Annotated in this window: 21 protein-coding genes; 14 read left to right on the top strand and 7 right to left on the bottom strand. The window is 68.0% G+C overall.

All coding sequences use genetic code 11. The features are described 5' to 3' along the window. The 4 genes from EIL87_RS19820 to EIL87_RS19805 all read left to right on the top strand — a co-directional run. On the top strand, nt 1-244 hold a 244-nt coding region (locus EIL87_RS19820; protein ID WP_233576397.1), incomplete at its 5' end, for a hypothetical protein. A gap of 2 nt (nt 245-246) precedes the next feature. Further along, nucleotides 247-441: a hypothetical protein gene (locus EIL87_RS19815; protein ID WP_125092087.1), complete on the top strand. Its 195-nt coding sequence runs from the start codon at nt 247-249 to the stop codon at nt 439-441. A gap of 243 nt (nt 442-684) precedes the next feature. After that, the gene (locus tag EIL87_RS19810; RefSeq protein ID WP_125092086.1) at nt 685-1,005 is read left to right on the top strand and encodes a hypothetical protein; all 321 of its coding nucleotides are present in this window, start codon (nt 685-687) and stop codon (nt 1,003-1,005) included. A gap of 180 nt (nt 1,006-1,185) precedes the next feature. Then, nucleotides 1,186-1,707: a hypothetical protein gene (locus EIL87_RS19805; protein WP_125092085.1), complete on the top strand. Its 522-nt coding sequence runs from the start codon at nt 1,186-1,188 to the stop codon at nt 1,705-1,707. A 399-nt stretch (nt 1,708-2,106) separates the two neighbouring features. On the opposite strand, the gene EIL87_RS19800 is transcribed toward EIL87_RS19805, so the two are convergent. From EIL87_RS19800 to EIL87_RS19790, 3 genes are all read right to left on the bottom strand, one after another. Further along, a complete protein-coding gene (locus EIL87_RS19800) occupies nt 2,107-2,304 on the bottom strand; it encodes a hypothetical protein (protein ID WP_125092084.1) in 198 nt (65 codons plus the stop codon). 500 nt (nt 2,305-2,804) lie between these two features. Continuing rightward, nucleotides 2,805-3,137, bottom strand: a complete 333-nt coding sequence (locus EIL87_RS19795; protein WP_125092083.1) for a hypothetical protein — start codon at nt 3,135-3,137, stop codon at nt 2,805-2,807. 259 nt (nt 3,138-3,396) lie between these two features. Continuing rightward, on the bottom strand, nt 3,397-4,317 hold the full coding sequence (locus tag EIL87_RS19790) for an ATP-dependent DNA ligase (RefSeq protein ID WP_125092082.1): 921 nt from the start codon (nt 4,315-4,317) through the stop codon (nt 3,397-3,399). A 78-nt stretch (nt 4,318-4,395) separates the two neighbouring features. Here EIL87_RS19790 and EIL87_RS26885 point away from each other — a divergent pair, with 78 nt between their 5' ends. Then, nucleotides 4,396-4,656 (top strand): hypothetical protein, encoded by a 261-nt coding sequence (locus EIL87_RS26885; RefSeq protein ID WP_158628672.1) that lies wholly within the window; start codon nt 4,396-4,398, stop codon nt 4,654-4,656. A gap of 119 nt (nt 4,657-4,775) precedes the next feature. On the opposite strand, the gene EIL87_RS19780 is transcribed toward EIL87_RS26885, so the two are convergent. The 4 genes from EIL87_RS19780 to EIL87_RS19765 form a co-directional block, all read right to left on the bottom strand. Further along, the gene (locus EIL87_RS19780) at nt 4,776-5,570 is read right to left on the bottom strand and encodes a ParA family protein (protein WP_125092080.1); all 795 of its coding nucleotides are present in this window, start codon (nt 5,568-5,570) and stop codon (nt 4,776-4,778) included. A gap of 546 nt (nt 5,571-6,116) precedes the next feature. Next, the gene (locus EIL87_RS19775) at nt 6,117-7,076 is read right to left on the bottom strand and encodes a hypothetical protein (protein ID WP_125092079.1); all 960 of its coding nucleotides are present in this window, start codon (nt 7,074-7,076) and stop codon (nt 6,117-6,119) included. Nucleotides 7,077-7,243: 167 nt separating this feature from the next. Next, nucleotides 7,244-7,666 (bottom strand): hypothetical protein, encoded by a 423-nt coding sequence (locus tag EIL87_RS19770; RefSeq protein ID WP_125092078.1) that lies wholly within the window; start codon nt 7,664-7,666, stop codon nt 7,244-7,246. Nucleotides 7,667-7,717: 51 nt separating this feature from the next. Continuing rightward, a complete protein-coding gene (locus EIL87_RS19765) occupies nt 7,718-8,440 on the bottom strand; it encodes a GntR family transcriptional regulator (protein ID WP_125092077.1) in 723 nt (240 codons plus the stop codon). 187 nt (nt 8,441-8,627) lie between these two features. On the opposite strand from EIL87_RS19765, the gene EIL87_RS19760 reads away from it, so the two are divergent. The 9 genes from EIL87_RS19760 to EIL87_RS19725 all read left to right on the top strand — a co-directional run. Then, complete coding sequence (locus EIL87_RS19760) at nt 8,628-8,888, top strand: hypothetical protein (protein ID WP_125092076.1); 261 nt, start codon at nt 8,628-8,630, stop codon at nt 8,886-8,888. Next, nucleotides 8,885-9,256, top strand: coding sequence for a hypothetical protein (locus EIL87_RS19755; RefSeq protein ID WP_125092075.1), 372 nt, complete (start codon nt 8,885-8,887; stop codon nt 9,254-9,256). The genes EIL87_RS19760 and EIL87_RS19755 overlap by 4 nt, the downstream gene beginning before the upstream one ends. Next, complete coding sequence (locus EIL87_RS19750) at nt 9,253-9,489, top strand: hypothetical protein (protein ID WP_125092074.1); 237 nt, start codon at nt 9,253-9,255, stop codon at nt 9,487-9,489. Before EIL87_RS19755 ends, EIL87_RS19750 begins: the two co-directional genes overlap by 4 nt. Next, nucleotides 9,486-10,646 (top strand): hypothetical protein, encoded by a 1,161-nt coding sequence (locus EIL87_RS19745; RefSeq protein ID WP_125092073.1) that lies wholly within the window; start codon nt 9,486-9,488, stop codon nt 10,644-10,646. Before EIL87_RS19750 ends, EIL87_RS19745 begins: the two co-directional genes overlap by 4 nt. Continuing rightward, complete coding sequence (locus EIL87_RS19740) at nt 10,643-10,873, top strand: hypothetical protein (protein ID WP_125092072.1); 231 nt, start codon at nt 10,643-10,645, stop codon at nt 10,871-10,873. The genes EIL87_RS19745 and EIL87_RS19740 overlap by 4 nt, the downstream gene beginning before the upstream one ends. A gap of 138 nt (nt 10,874-11,011) precedes the next feature. After that, nucleotides 11,012-13,348 carry a hypothetical protein gene (locus tag EIL87_RS19735; protein ID WP_125092071.1) on the top strand — a complete coding sequence of 779 codons (2,337 nt, stop codon included), beginning with the start codon at nt 11,012-11,014 and terminating at the stop codon, nt 13,346-13,348. A 376-nt stretch (nt 13,349-13,724) separates the two neighbouring features. Further along, nucleotides 13,725-14,051, top strand: a complete 327-nt coding sequence (locus tag EIL87_RS19730; protein ID WP_125092070.1) for a hypothetical protein — start codon at nt 13,725-13,727, stop codon at nt 14,049-14,051. A 106-nt stretch (nt 14,052-14,157) separates the two neighbouring features. Continuing rightward, nucleotides 14,158-14,319 carry a hypothetical protein gene (locus EIL87_RS26880; protein ID WP_158628671.1) on the top strand — a complete coding sequence of 54 codons (162 nt, stop codon included), beginning with the start codon at nt 14,158-14,160 and terminating at the stop codon, nt 14,317-14,319. A 37-nt stretch (nt 14,320-14,356) separates the two neighbouring features. Next, nucleotides 14,357-14,713 (top strand): hypothetical protein (locus EIL87_RS19725; RefSeq protein WP_148101520.1); only part of this gene is annotated, 357 nt, incomplete at its 3' end.

Genomic DNA, 14,713 nt, shown 5'->3' with positions numbered 1-14,713 from the left:
GGAGGACGAGGAGATGGCCTACCGGGACGTCGAGGGGCAGCCCTGCCCGGACGGCCCGCGCGAGGAAACCGCCTTTCAGCAGTACCCCGGCCTCTACGAGGAGCTGGAGGAAGGCCTCCACGACCCGTTGCCGTACGCCGGGGGCGACCGCACCAAGCCGTGCGGCGCGTGGGAGACGACCGAGCTTGAGGCGGCGCGGCAGCTGGCCGCTGAGTGCCCGCCACTGATCCGAGGGGAGATCTGATCATGGCCTACCGCGCACGGGCGCACATGCCCTGGACCCGCAAGATCGGCCCGCTGAAGCTCAACGGGAACAAGCACCGCCTCACCTCCTGGGGATTCGAGCTCGGCCCGATCACCTGGAACAACCGCTCCGGCTGGACGATCGACACCCCCGGCCGCGGCTACGTGAAGCTCAGCAAGAAGAACCGCCGGAAGTGAACGAGGACCAGGCAGCTCGTACCTGCCTGGTCCTCACCCCGGACCCTACCGAGGAGGTCCCAGACCCATGCACATCGAGAAGAAGCGCAGCATGTAGGGCGTTCTCCGTGGTCTTGTCGGTGATCACGGGCACCCTGTCGTCGTCACCTGCCGAGGTACCGAAGGGCGGACAGGCCGAGTTGCCGAGCTGCCCCGGGCCCGTCCACGCCCGCATTGTCTGCCCACGCCGATAGCGTGCTGATCATGGCGTCCAACGTGTGGGTTCTGTACGCGGCGAAGTCGTACGGGGAGACCTTCATCCGGGGAAGCGAGATCACCGAGGTCCGGGTGAGCACGGGAAGCTCGTACTCCTACGGCAAGGAGATCGAGACCTCGACCGTGCGTGCCAGCTATCCCGGAGCCGAGTTCGGCTCGGTTGACCTGTGGAAGTTCCGCAGCCGGGAAGCCGCCGATGAGGCCGTCCAGGCGTTGCTGGCTGCGCTGGCCGCCGATCCCTGCGGCGTGGTGATCCAGGACAACAACGGCAAGGTCGGTGTGCGCCCGCTCCCGAAGGCCGCCGAGTAGCCGCCACACGCGCCCCAAATGCCCGGTTCTGCACCGCGCATAATCCCGGTTATGTGCGGTTGCTGGTCCCGAAACCAGCCGCGCGGAAGGCCAGCGCCAGGCCTCCCCGTTCGTGCCGTTCCCGCGCTGACTGGCGGTGTTGCTACCTCCCGGGCACGGCGGGGCGGGCAAGCTGGAGCGATGACCTCAGCATCCTGCAGCGCGCGCACGCGCTCGGGCCGCTCCTGCATGATCGGCACCGAGGACGACTCCGGGTTGTGCCACATCCACAACCCCGACCGGCACTGCGGCGCGGTGCCGGCGGGCGGGAGTACCTGCACGATGCAGGCGGGCAGCACCGGGTTCTGCTGGAAGCATGAGCCCCCGCGACCCCGTGCGGTCGGTGCCCCCGACCTGCACGGCAGCTATGGCCAACCTGGTCAACCGGTCGGGCCGTTGAACCCCGCCCCGGTCGCGGGCGTCGGCGACCCGCTCGGCGCGGCGAAGGCTGTGCGCACGGCGACCCGGAACCTGGTGCTCGGCGCCGGTCGCGTGGTCGAGGTGGACACGACCACGGGCGCGGCGATCCTGTGCGTGCTGTCCGAAGCGGTGCGCGATCTTGGCGCCCTGGGTTGGCAGGCCACCGGCGACGACGCGATCCGCCGCGCGGCCGCCGATCTGGCCAGCCAAATCGAAGCCCACACCGACCGCCGCACTTCGTAGGTCCGCCGACGACCTCATGTCCTGATCGACAAGCTCCGGCGATGGTGAACCAGCTCGGGGTAATGGTGAATCGCTGGTGAGCGATGGTGAGTCCGTGGTGAATCACCACGGATGCTTTCCGCGGCAACCTGGAGGCAAGTACGGGACAACCGGCAGGCAACAGGCGGCGGCGTGACCAGGGCCAATGACTTCAATGACACTTTGGCACCAATGTTCCGCGCGCCGACGACAAGTGGCTCGCCACTTGTGTATGGTTCACCAACAGCACACCGGAGACGTGCAACAGGACATCGGAAACGTGCAACAGGACACCGGAGTTTGGTGACTGTACATGGTGCAGGTTCTCCGGTGGCCGACACAAAAAAGGCGGGCCCCGACCCGAAGGTCGAGGCCCAGACCTCAGAAGAAGTTGATCGGCAGTTGGCCCATCAGGTTGGCGCCAGAGACCAGCAGCGCGATCACCCTTCCAAGGCGCCCGACCCACTTACGTGGTCGGGCCCTTCCCTTTTGTCCTCCGGCCTTTTCGGTCGGATTCTTGTCCTCCGGCTTGGCCGGAGGGGTGGCCTGGCGGATCACGAAGACCCTGATGTTGAACAAGCCACCACCACCTCCTCTCGGTGTCGAGTGACTCCAACGTGACGTCGTATCCGGATTACGACGCCGCGAAAGAGCCCAGGAGGCGTGCTGATCACTCTGGCATAGCCCTCCGACCGGTTCGCACATCATGGCGACCCGGTGTGTCGGCGGAATGCCCGACGATCATTGCGGGAGTCTAACTGGCACGCGCCGCAGAAGTTGGCAAAGGACGCCCTCGGCGGCGAAATGCAGACCGAAAAGCCGAGTTGTTCGCATGACTAACGAGGTCGCCGGTCGCTAGGCCTAGCGACCTGACCTGCTAGGCCTAGCGAGTCCGCTAGCGGGTGAAACAGGGTCTGAGCTGCGCGCTAGCGCCTAACTGACCATCGACAACACACGCTGAAGGGGTCCTCAGCCATCGCCGAGGACCCCTTCAGCTGCTCCTAGGTCTAGAACCCGGCCCCGCTAGGTCTAGAGGGGCCGCTAGAGGCCTGCGGGAGCTCTGACCAGCGGTCTAGCGCCTAGAAGTCTTCAGTGACCGGGTAGGCGAAGGAGTCGGCGTCGACCATCCACGCACGGACCGGCCGCCCTTCGGCCGTGGTGGTGCCTGCTGCGGCCGGCACCACCGCCATCGGGCGGTGGCAGATGTCGATGCCGGTAAACCCGGGCAGGTCCTCAGCGCGCACCAGGCCGCGGTGCTCCTCGCTGACCACCAGCGGTCGCCCCTCGGCGTCCCACCGCTCGATGTCTCGGGACGGCAGCCCTTCCTCGAAGAAGGCCTCGTATCCGGTGGCGCTCCAGCTCAGCGACGCGGGGACGGCCTTCGCGACTTCGGGCTTGTTCACGTGATCCATGCCGGTGATCGTCTCGTGCCGGACCGACGACCAGGCTGGTTTTCGACCGCGGAACACCCGTCCAGAGCGGAGCAAGATGTGCAAAAACATAAGGTTTTCGCTCTGGCACGCCGGGGCGGCGTGCCGGACTCGGATCCGGCCGAGGGCGGCCGGATCACGCTTGGAGGAACAGGGGCGTTCCTCGCCGGAGTCGGTTGGGAGGAGACCACGATGTGCAAAATCCACAACTTTTTGCAGGTGCGCGGGGGCCGCGCCGCCACTATCTGAGCTCGGCGGGAGCTCGGTCCGGGCGAACGCGCCGCACCCGGCTGCGGTGGCGCTGCCGCCCGTGCTCCGTGGCGGTATCGGCCTCGATCTCGACCACGGTGTCCGGCCGCACTGGCTGGTAGGTGACCTCCGGTCCGCCGGGCAGTCCGGTCGCGACACCGGGGAGCCGGACCGGCTCGGGCTGATCAGGGTCGAGGCTGAGCCGTTCGGCGAGCTCGGTGCGCAGCTCGCGACTCAGCGGCAGCGACAGCCCGACGACTCGCCACCCAGTGCGCCCCGGACCACCGAGCACGAGCGAGTTCTCCTCGGTCACCCCCAAGACCACGACCTCGCGGGTATGGGTCTGACGGATCTTGAGCCAGCCGCTGCGCTGCCCGGGCAGATAGCGACTAGTCACCGGCTTGGCCACCACTCCCTCCACGCCGGCCGCACCCCACGCCGGGCTCATCCACTCCCGCGCGGCGCGTGGGTCGGTGGTCTGCTCGATGAGCTGCACGTGCGGCCGCGACCGGGCCAGCACGCGTTCGAGCACCGTCCGGCGCGCGGAGTAGGACTGGCCGCGCAGGTCCCGCTCGCCGAGGGAGAGGCAGTCGAAGGCCACCAGCACGGCGGTAATGCCGCCGCGTCCACGCCGTCTCGGCCCTGCCTGCAGCGCCGAGAACACCAGCCGCCCGGCTCGCAGGGCGACCAGCTCGCCATCGAGGACGACGTCGCCGAGCGCCGCGAGATCGGCGAGGACCTCCGGGAACCGGCTGGTCATGGCAGTAGAGCCCTGCCTGGACTGCAGCAGCCCGCGGCCGCCGAGCGCGCAGCACCGGTAGCCGTCGAGCTTGGGCTCGTAGGCCCAGCCGGCGGCCACGGGCAACTCGCGAGCCCGGGTGGCCACGGCGAGCGCAACGGGCGGGTACAGCACCCGCCCACGGTGGCCCGATCTGGGGCTGGCCGCCCGGTGTACGCAGGGTTCTTACAGACTTCCGGAGTCTGTAAGTCTATGAGTGACAGACTCACGGAGTTCGTCCTCGGTGTTGCCGTGGAGCTGGTCTGCGTGGGCGAGCAGGAGGTCGACCGCGACGCGGATGAGCGTGTTGTCGGTGATGCGCTCGGTGTGATCGGTGCGATCACGCGAGCGACGCCGAGTCAACTGGGCCAGCGCGTCAGCCTGATCGGCTCGCACACGGGCTTCCTTGCGCACCAGAGTCCGGTACTTCGGGACTCCGGAACTCGCAGACTCTGTGACTTCCGGAGTCTGTGATTGTGCAGGTGCGGGCTCTGCGACGTGGTTGCCGACCTTGATCTGCTCGGGTTCGGGCTTCAAGGGAGAGCGGCCGACCGGCGAGCTTTTCCCGGGGCGCTGACGCTGGGGACGCGGGTTCACACGCCCACCTCCTTGATCAAGCGGGCGGCCAGCTCTTGGTAGACGTTGGCCATCTCGCGGCCGGGCGAGGTGCCGTAGACCCGCAGTGGGGAAGCCGAATCGGCGGCGTCCTTGATCACGGCCCGCTCGGTGATGTGTGGCTCCCACACCTGATCTTGACCGAAGGTCTCGCCAAATCCCTCGATCTGGAAAGCGTGTGCGCCCACGTTGGCCCGCACCCGGCTGATGACATAGCCGAGCATGGCCAGGCCGGGACTGCCCAGCTCGGCGGCGTGCGCGGTGATGAAGTCACGGAAGCGCACCGCGCCCTCGACCGAGTCGTATTCGGGCTCGACCACCGCCAGCGCGCGGTCGGCCGCCGCGAGCGAGAGCTGGGTGAGGTGGCCCAGCGAGGGCGGACAGTCGATCAGCGTGGCCGCGTAGTCGTCATCGGCGCCGGACAGGGCGCGGCGCAAGCGGCCGGCCGCACCGATGACCGCGGCCTCGCTGATGCGGTTCTCCAGGTCGAAGCGTGCCGGGATGACGTGGACCCGCTCGTTGTAGGGCTCCGGCCAGCCCGAGGTGATGATGGCGTCCGCTGCGACGCCCTCCTCACCGGACTTGACCACCTCCGAGGTGGTCAGCTCCGGGTCGCCGTAGCCGATACCCAGACGCCGTGAGGCGTTGGCCTGCGGGTCCAGGTCCACTACGAGCACTCGGTGCTCGGCTTCGGCCAGGGCGGCGGCGAGGTTGACCGTCGCGGCGGTCTTTCCGGAGCCGCCCTTGTGGTTGCCGATCGCGATGCGCGGCATGTTCTTCCTCCAGAGTTTCGGACTCTGTAAGTCACAGACTCCGGAAGTCTGTCAGGAAACCAGGACTGTGACCAGCACCGATCCCGCAGCAGCGTGTCTGTCGGGGGACTCGCAGAGTTCGGTAGTGACAGACTCCGGAAGTCTGGCGGCTCCCGGGTCCGGCCTGTCCGGTCACGTCCGACCGGTGGTCCGGCATCGGCGGCACGCGGTCCGGACAAGGGCTCAGCTGGAGGCCTACGGGCGGTCGGCCGCGTCAACAGACCTTGCAATGGTTCTTTGCCCTCCAGCGCTTCAGTGCGAACTGAAATCAACCCTCCGGACGCTCAACTCGCTCGCTCGCGAGCACCCAGAAATGATCACGGAGGGTCGAGCCCTGGCCCGCGGATTTAGTTTCACTCGATACTGAAACGATGGATCCGAGAAAGCGCTCACGGCTCCAAGGTCGTCATCCAAGCTCTGAGACGGCCTGAGACGGCCTGAGATCGTCACGATGTGGATCTGTCCGCCTGGACGCCCCAGCCGCCTCACAGGCCATCTCAGCGCGTCCTATGCGGCCTTCCGGAGAGCTTCCCGAATGGCCTTTTGCGCTTGAGTGCGTGTCATCGTCGACGCCGCGGTTTCCTCGCGCCCGTTCAGGTGGTCACCTGCAGAAAAGGAGTCCGTAGTCTTCACCTCGGGAGCCTCAGCCTCAGCTTCCTCCGGGGTGAACCCCGGCGGAGCCGGGGTTTGCCCCGGCGCCAACCGAGCGTCAGCGAGGGCGGCAGCCCCTTCGTCTTCTTCGTGTTCTTGGTTCTTCTTTTTAATGGAACCCGCGTTACCGGACTCCGGAAATGCGGGTTCCGGTGCGACCTGCGAAAACACCTCATCGGTGCTGGACTCACCGGAACCCGCATTTGCAGGTTCCGGTGAGTCGGCGAGATCGGCCGGCGCTGACTCGGCCTTGCTCGCCCGGGACTTCTTCGCGCCTCCGCCGCGCCGCTTCGCGTGCTCACTGAGCAGGCCCTCACGGTCGATACGCAGCGCGCCTCGGTGGCAGTAGACCTCGGCGGAGAGGATCTTCACCCGGCGCATCTCGTACACCTCACGGCCGTTGTCATCGGTCTCGCCGGTGCCGATCGGCGTAAGCACGTACCGGCCGGGCCGGTACTGCTGCACGATCCTTTCGAAGGTCTCGGCGGTCATGGGCACGCGCGAGACAAACTGGCGTGTAGCTCGCCTGCCGGACCGCCCGGTGTCGCCCGCCGGTCGCTCGTAGCCGAACTCAACACGGCACAGGTAGCCATCGTTGATCAGCACGTTGTAGGCGGCGGAGATGGTGCGCTCGCCCTGGGTCCCGGCTTGCTTGACCAGCTTGGTCAACGTCTGTCCGTAGCTCTCGGAGTGCCGGATGAAGTTCGTCAGCACCGCGAGGGAGAGCAGGTTCTTGCTGGTGAGGGCATCGACGGTGTCGTTGGGTACCGCGGCGTGCTGTAGCTCGTGCGGAGTGACGTCGGTGACGTGGTCCACGTGTTGTTCCTCTCCAACACGCGCCCGGTCAATAGCGTCCGAACGAATCGTGTCGTACGCTTCGACCAGCGCACATGACTTTTCTTGGCGGATGGGTCTCTGCGCTTTAACTCGCAGCCCTCGCCGGTGGCAGCCGGCGGGGGCTGAGTTATGTCTAGGGGGCAGTCTTACGCACTGCGAGCGTCCTCGGGGGCCGCTTCGCGGGCGTGTCGGACTGCAACGCAGGAGCGGCAGATGTCGCCGTCCTGGTAGCGCTTGAGTCCGTCGGGGCGTGGGTCCCGCGGATCAAAGGGGCGGTTGCACACCTGGCATCGCTCGTCGGGGTCGACCGCGTCAGGCAGACGAACGGTGAGCGTTCCGACCAAGTCCGAGTCGATCACGCCGATGTAGCCGCCGTTTTGGTCGCTCTCGAACCCCAGCGCTTCGGCCCAGGCGGCCCGGATCTGCTCTGCTTCATGCGAGCGAGAAACGGTGACGTAGCCGGTCACTGCGTCGCGGTCGAGGTGCCAGCACAGCGGCGTCAGCCGCCGCTTCAGGGCGGTATCGATCAGTTCGCGCGTGAGCGGATCGATCTGGTCTTCCTTCAGCATTAGCTCACCGTAATAGTCGAGGGGATCAATTCCGCAGGTCGGCGCTCTAAGTCACCGCTGGATCTGGTACTCATAGCCGACTTCGACATCAGCGCGCAGACACCACTCTCCGTAGACCAGCAGACCTGCGTCGTCGGACCAGGCGTGTGCGCCGGCGAGTAGCGACGATCCAACCTCGACCTCCATCAAACGCGCTTCGCGTTCGTCAGCGGATCGCCCTCGCACGGCATCGCGCCCGTGGTTGACGGTTCGCCCGGTTGCCTTCTCGATCGCCGCCAGAAGCTCGCCGCCGGTGCGCTCCCCCATGCTGAGCAGCGCAGGAACCTGGATCGCGAACGTTGCGGGATACCAGTCGACATGGAGTGCCTGAACCACGCCGTCGAGGCCGCGGATTACGTACTCGCGCCGAACCACCTGGTCACCCTCTTCGAGGTCGTAAATCCCGCTGATGTACGACGGCGGAACAATGAGCTCTGCCGCCGTGACCTGCTGATTTTCGGTCTCGGCGTTGGTCGTTCCGGTCCTGATCGCGCGTCGCAGCCGGTCCTGGGCAGAAGAAGATCCGCCAAGGTCCTCCGCGACGAACGACCCACGCTGGGAAGTCCGAATTTGCCCTGCGGCGCGCAGCCATGCGAGCGCAGCGCGGGCGGTCGGTTCGGAAACCCCGTGCTCTTCGGCGATAGCTCGTGTGGCCGGAAGACGGTCGCCGGGCTTGAGCTTCCCGTCCCTGATCAGAGCCCTGAAGTGCTCTGCCAGCTGCTCCTTCTTTCCCATGCGTTACACGATCCCATCCTTGCGTTACGCATGCAAGCTTAGGTGGTGTTGCGCACTGAAAGTGCATGTGCCAGTCTGTGCGTAACGCACCGAGTGCGGCGGTCGAGAAAAAGAACGGCCCGGACGGGAGCCATCACCTCCCAATCCGGGCCTACGGGACCAGCCAACCGAGAGGAGACCAGTCCCGATGAACACCATTGTTGCAGGTCAGGAGCACCAGGGCTTTTACGAGGGCTTGGCGTCGGAGCTTCCCGACGTGGAGCCGGACGTGGCGGACCTCGCCGCGATCGAGGGGGGTCTGTTCGAGCTGGTTCAGGACCGGCTGCTGGAGCTGAACGTGCAGCTGGCTGAGCTCGGGCACGTCGACGAGCTTCAGGTGCGGCGGTTCCGCCGGCGGGTGCGGGCCGAGCTGCGTCCGGTCGAGGAGATCGGCGGTGTGGCGGCATGAGCGCGGGATGCGAGCTGTCGATCGCGGACATCGTGTGGCTGGAGAGCGTGGGCGTGGACGGTGTGACCGTCGCCGCCTCGCGGGGCCCGGAGCGGTCGGAGTGGGCGCCGGAGCGGATCTTGCAGGCCGCTGCCGATGGCGCGATGCAGGTCTACGGGCTGGATGAGCTGGAGGAGGTCGTGCGGACCTGGATCGACGGCCGTCCGGTGACCCAGCGGGAGCAGGAGCACATCACCGATCTGGTGGCCTCCGATCACCTGGTGCTGGTCGGCAACCGAGTAGCGCTGACCGCCCAGGGCCGGGCGACGTTGGAGACCTGGTCGAAGTACCGGCCGTGCCACCGCCGCGAGGGTGGTGAGCGGTCGTGATGGAACTGCTGCTGTCGCTGCTGGGCTGGCTGGTGCGGGCGATGTTCACCGCGGTGCTGCCCTTTGCCTTGGTGCTGGGTCTGGCCGTGCTGGACGGGCTGGTGCGTACCGCGGTGCTGCTGGTGGTGGCGCCGCTGGTGGTGGCCGCCTACGTCGTGATCCAGGTGGCCGATTCCGCCGGGCACCACGTGCCCGCTCCCCGTCTTCCTCGCCTGGTGGAGGTGCCGGCATGACGACCTACCGATCGGTGAACGGACGCCTTTTCATCACCCCCTCGACTCCGCTGGAGGCGCAGGTGCCCGAGGACTACATGCCGGCCAACTGGCGGGTGGACACCCTGCCGGTGGCTGCTGTGAACGACCAGACCGAGGTCGCCGAGCCCGCCGTCGAGCGGAAGGCCGTTGAGGCGATCAACCAGGACGAACCCGCCCCGGAGGCGGCCGAGGCCAACGCCCCGTTGCGTCCGAAGTGGGCGCAGCAGCGCCGCGAGCGGCTCGACGCCGGGGAAACCCGCGCGGTGCGCCGGTTGCGGCAGGGCAGCGCCGAGGCCGAGCGGGTCTCCGAGATCGCCGACCCGAAGGTCATCCGCAAGCAGAGCGCGGTAGACAAGGCCGCCGAGCTCGAAGACCTCGCCGAGGACCCGCGCGCCGAGGCCTACTCCAACCGCCGGGCCCGGTTCTGGCTGCTGCTGATGGCCGCGACCGGCATCGCGCTGGGCGTGGGGATCTCGGCCTCGACCGCGCAGCAGACCATCGCCACGTTCATGGGCTGGCAGCCGGGCACGCTGGCCTTTCTCGCCGCCTACGGCGCCGACCCGGCGCTTGGGCTGGTGCTGTTCGCGACACTGGGCGCCCGCATCCTGGCCAGCGCTCGCGGGGTGGCTATCCCGGAGCGCGCCCGTGAGGCGCTCAACCGGATCGAGTTGCTGCTGTTCGTGCTGATCGCGGTGCTCAACGCGGGCCCGAGCCTGGGCGCGCTGATCGCTGATGCGATCGGGCGGCGGTTCGGTGAGCTGGGCCCGGACGTGATGGTGCTGGTGATCCACACGCTGGGGCCGGTGCTGGTGGCTACCGGGGTGTTCGGTGTGCCGTTCATGGCCTTGATCCTCGGCGAGATCACCGCCGCCACTAACGCCAAGCGCCGCCAGGTGGCCGCCCCGGCCGCGACCGTGGGCGCCCCGTTGTCGCTGGTTGAACGCCGGTCGAGCGTGCCGACCAAGTGGCACAGCGACTTCGACCGGGCCGTCGAGCTGATCAACGCCGGCACCGTGCCGGTCGATCCCTCGGGCAGCGAGATCCTGCGCCACCTCGGCGGCGATGCCAGCAAGAAGCCCTACCTGCGTCAGGCGCTGGCCGGGTACCGGCCGCTGCGGGAGGTGAGCGCGGCATGAACGCCCCCCAGGAGCACGGCAAAGCCCTCGAAGCGGTCGAATCCCGCGTTGCTGGCCGCAAGCACCAGGTCAAACGCGGTGTGAGTCGAGGACCGAAGGCGATCGCTAAGGGCGCCTGGCGCTGCGAGGGCCAGTGGCAATGCGCCAACCAGATGGACCTCTGGGAATGCGCCGATGAGGTCGAGCTGGACGAGCGCCGCAAGCGCGGCGAGGACGACGAGGACTGAGAACACCCAGGAGAGGACACGAACCCGGTGTCGTGTCCTCGATGGGCGAGTCAGTCGACCAGGACAACCAGGTGAGGCCGGGCGCCCAGTGCGCCAACACAACCGCCCGGCCTCCGACCCCGGAAGGGATCACCGCTGATGATGTCGCAGTCGCAGGACAACAACGAGATGGGCGATGTGGTGCAGGGCCCGTGGGCAACGTCCGAGCCCGCCCGGGGTCAGGTCATTGACGCCGAGATCGTCGAGGACAGCACGGCGGTGACGCCGAGGACGCAGGCGCCGCGGCCGGCCGCGCCGATGGTGCGCTCGTACCGTCCGCTGACCGTCCAGCAGGCCGGCGGCCGCTACGCCTACGGCCGGTCGCTGGTCGCGGCCGGCACCAAGCGGATCCCCTCGGCGATGGCCGATGCGGTGCTCAACCGGGTAAAGCTGGCGCACCTGCGCGAGGGAAACCACCACCGGGGCGACATCCTGCCTGCTCAGCGCAACGTCTACGAGACCGAGCTGCGGGAGCGCCGCGAGCGTCGCCGCAAGATCACCAAGGCGTTCTTCGTGCGCAAGGCCCACGTCACCAAGCACGGCCGCCGCGGCACGTCGGTAAAGGAGGCCGTGCGGCCTCGCTGGGAGACCGTCGTTCCGATCGGCGCTGAGGTGGCCAACGTCGCCTACCCGAACACCCCGGTGCTGTCGCCGCTGGTTGATGGCGCCAACGGGGCCGTTGGTGGGTTCTTCGACGCTTTGCTGGGCAACGTCAGCACGGCCGTGACCGAGTTCGCCTCCGGCACGCCCGGCGCGCTGACCCTCGCCGGGGGCCTGGCCGGGCTGGTCGCCTGGCAGGCCACCCGCGAGCACCAGGACCGGCAGTCCAAGCTCGTCGAGCTGATGAGCGCGGACGGCAACGCCGACCTCATGCCCGACGTTCCGGCCGACCACCTCACCGCCGCGTTCCGCGCCGCGAACATCATCAAGTCCGGGACGGCGAACGCCACAGGCCAGCACGTGGAGCTGATCGGCGCGGGGATCGTGCCAGGCGACGGTTGCTGGACCGCGACGCTGCGCCTGCCCAAGGGGGTGACCAGCGGAAAGGCCCGCGCCCGGCACGCTGAGTTGGCCGGTGCGCTGGACTCGGACACTCACCGGGTGCTTCTGCTGGATGGCGACACCGACCGTGAGCTGACGCTGCGGGTCTATGAGCGGCTGCCGCTGTCCGGCGACGGCGCGGAATACCCGCTGGCCACGGCTGCGACCTTCGACATCTTCGACGGTGTCCCGTTCGGCCGGGACCTGTTCGACCGGGAGGTTCGTGTCGACCTCACCAGCTCGCACGGTTTCGGCGCTGGCCGCACCCGCAACGGCAAGACCTTCTCGGAGCGGGTGAAGATCGCCGCTGCGGTGCTGGACCCGCACGTCACGATCTCGCTGGCGGACTTCAAGCCGGGCGGCGACTGGTCGGCGGTGCAGCGGGTCGCGCGGCACTTCATCGAGGCTGATGACGACCGTTTCGACGAGGCGCTGGTAGCTACCCGCGACATGCTGCTCGATGCGCAGGGCGAGATCTCGCGCCGCGCCGGATTGCTGCGCGGGCCGGAAGGCCAGCGGCACGGTGCGGCTGGTCAGATCAACCACTCGATGGCCCGTGACCTGCAGCTTTCCTGCGGCCCGTGGGTGATCGTGATCGATGAGGTGCAGCGCGCGACCGGCGACCCGCAGGCCGGGGACCGTGACAAAGACTCGATCTACCTGGAAATCCTCAACCTGATCGACGACATCTCGCGTCGCGGCGCGGCGGTGGGTGTGCTGCTGTCGCTGGCCACGCAGAAGCCGGACGGCAACATCCTCAAGGGCTCCACCTGGGATCAGCTGGGAAACCGCTTCTGCCTGCACGTTTCGAAGACCAAGATCTCCGACGTCGTCCTCGGCGACGGTGCTGCGGACGGTGGCGCGGACGCGTCCACGCTGATCGACCGCAAGCAGCGCGGCGCGGGCTACCTGGCGGGCGCGACGACCCATGACGACCGCTACGTCCTCGCCAAGTCCTACAACGTGTCGAAGGCGCTCTTCGCGGAGCTATGCGAGCGGGGGCGGCGGGCTCGGATCGAGCTGGGCACCCTGCCGAAGGCCGCGTCCGACGAAGCCGACCAGCAGCCTGGTCCGGTCCTGCAGGTCGTCGACGGCGAGCAGGACGGCACCGAGATGCCGGAGATCAGCGACACGACTCGTCAGGTGCTGGCCGCGGCTGCCGAGGTCTACGCCGGCGACGACGCCGAGTGGATCACCGCCAACGCCCTCTACGTCGAGGTCGTCGAGGGTGAGCTGGGCCTGACCGCGGACCAGGCGACGCGAACTGAGGTCGGCCGGCAGCTGACCGCTGCGGGCGTCGAGCGCACCCGTAAGGACCTCGGCGACGGCAAGGTCACCGTGTTCCGCCGCTCGGACCTGGTGAAGATCGGGGGTGGCCTCACCGCTGCTGCCTGATCACTGACTCGCTCTCCCGAGCGCCCCCGCGTCTGCCTCCTCGCACGGCGGAGCTCGCGTTCTGAGCGCGCTGTGAGGGGTGTGCCGCGGGGCCTGTCCAGGGTGTGTCCGGGGGTGTGTCCGGACAGGCCACAGACACACCCCCGGACACACCTCTGATTCGCCTTCTGCGCTGCCACGATGACCGGTTCGGACTTAGCGACCCCTCCCCCTCTGGGGATTCTGTGGCCAGCTGAGGGGCGTTGAAGGAGGGCGGGGCCTCCCCCGCGCTCAACCGTCCAAATTTTTGGACAGTTCACCCGTTTGGATCTGTCCAAAAATTTGGACAGTCAGGCAAGGTAGAACCCATCAGCACGACAGAGAGGAACACCAACCAGTGACCCGAGTTGACCAGCCCGACGACGGCAGCGACTTCGCTCAGATCGTCGCCAGCTGCGGGGCCTACCAGCGGGCCGTCCGCGACGGCCGCCCCATCGATGGGGCCGGGGCGCTGTGGCGCATCGAGACCACCACCCGACGACTGCTCGACCAGACCCTCCTGGAGGCGTCCGAGTCGGTGAGCCTGCGGGAGATGACCAAGGCGCTCGGCCTCATCGACTCCGGTCCGGGCGGTCCCACCCGGACCAACATCGCCTACCGGATCAACCGCGCTCGCAAGCGCACCGAAGGCCAGGAGGAGGACGGGGAGCACTCCGCCACCTGATCCGCCAGGTGCCCGACCCCCGCGAACCCGAATCGCGGGGTGAGGGGACCGACCGGACCAGCCGGCGGCCCGAGGAGATCGACCAGCCCGAAGGAGAGAACCCCTGATGGCCTACACCCACCACGGCCGCAACGTCGCCCCATGGTTCGGAAGCGACTACTTCCAGGCTCTCTGCGGCCAGAGGTTCGAGCCCCTGGAGATCCTGCTCTTCGCCACCGTCACCTGCCCGGCCTGCAAGAGGGCCTGGAAGGCCGGGCAGCGTCCCTGAGCTACTGACCAGCACCAACGACAGGAAGGACAGATTCATGGGTGACAGCAACGCGGGCGGCCTGCTGGCCGCAGCAGTGATCGGCGTCGTCGTCATCGGCGCAGCGCAGGGCCAGAGCACCGACCAGCAGGCCGGCAGCAACGACACCCCCGTCGTCGAGGCCACCAGCCCCAGCGGCGGCGGTGACGTCATCCTCGGCACCCACTCGGGCGGAAACCGCGGAGATCTCACCCACTACGCGTACTGCGGCCCTGCGGGCACCGACCCCGTGGACGCCGAATACCAGGTCGTCCTCCGGGAGGAGGACGAGGAGATGGCCTACCGGGACGTCGAGGGGCAGCCCTGCCCGGACGGCCCGCGCGAGGAAACCGCCTTTCAGCAGTACCCCGGCCTC

Origin of the sequence: Saccharopolyspora rhizosphaerae (genome assembly GCF_003931915.1) — a bacterium.
Lineage (GTDB): Bacteria > Actinomycetota > Actinomycetes > Mycobacteriales > Pseudonocardiaceae > Saccharopolyspora > Saccharopolyspora rhizosphaerae.
Note: the sequence above shows the minus strand (reverse complement) of the source record. Positions and strands in the feature narration are given on the sequence as shown.

Coding starts and splice junctions, on each gene's coding strand:
- EIL87_RS19815 (WP_125092087.1), top strand. CDS start 247: ATGGCCTACCGCGCACGGGCGCACATGCCCTGGACCCGCAAGATCGGC.
- EIL87_RS19810 (WP_125092086.1), top strand. CDS start 685: ATGGCGTCCAACGTGTGGGTTCTGTACGCGGCGAAGTCGTACGGGGAG.
- EIL87_RS19805 (WP_125092085.1), top strand. CDS start 1,186: ATGACCTCAGCATCCTGCAGCGCGCGCACGCGCTCGGGCCGCTCCTGC.
- EIL87_RS19795 (WP_125092083.1), bottom strand. CDS start 3,137: ATGGATCACGTGAACAAGCCCGAAGTCGCGAAGGCCGTCCCCGCGTCG.
- EIL87_RS26885 (WP_158628672.1), top strand. CDS start 4,396: ATGAGTGACAGACTCACGGAGTTCGTCCTCGGTGTTGCCGTGGAGCTG.
- EIL87_RS19780 (WP_125092080.1), bottom strand. CDS start 5,570: ATGCCGCGCATCGCGATCGGCAACCACAAGGGCGGCTCCGGAAAGACC.
- EIL87_RS19770 (WP_125092078.1), bottom strand. CDS start 7,666: ATGCTGAAGGAAGACCAGATCGATCCGCTCACGCGCGAACTGATCGAT.
- EIL87_RS19765 (WP_125092077.1), bottom strand. CDS start 8,440: ATGGGAAAGAAGGAGCAGCTGGCAGAGCACTTCAGGGCTCTGATCAGG.
- EIL87_RS19760 (WP_125092076.1), top strand. CDS start 8,628: ATGAACACCATTGTTGCAGGTCAGGAGCACCAGGGCTTTTACGAGGGC.
- EIL87_RS19755 (WP_125092075.1), top strand. CDS start 8,885: ATGAGCGCGGGATGCGAGCTGTCGATCGCGGACATCGTGTGGCTGGAG.
- EIL87_RS19745 (WP_125092073.1), top strand. CDS start 9,486: ATGACGACCTACCGATCGGTGAACGGACGCCTTTTCATCACCCCCTCG.
- EIL87_RS19740 (WP_125092072.1), top strand. CDS start 10,643: ATGAACGCCCCCCAGGAGCACGGCAAAGCCCTCGAAGCGGTCGAATCC.
- EIL87_RS19735 (WP_125092071.1), top strand. CDS start 11,012: ATGATGTCGCAGTCGCAGGACAACAACGAGATGGGCGATGTGGTGCAG.
- EIL87_RS26880 (WP_158628671.1), top strand. CDS start 14,158: ATGGCCTACACCCACCACGGCCGCAACGTCGCCCCATGGTTCGGAAGC.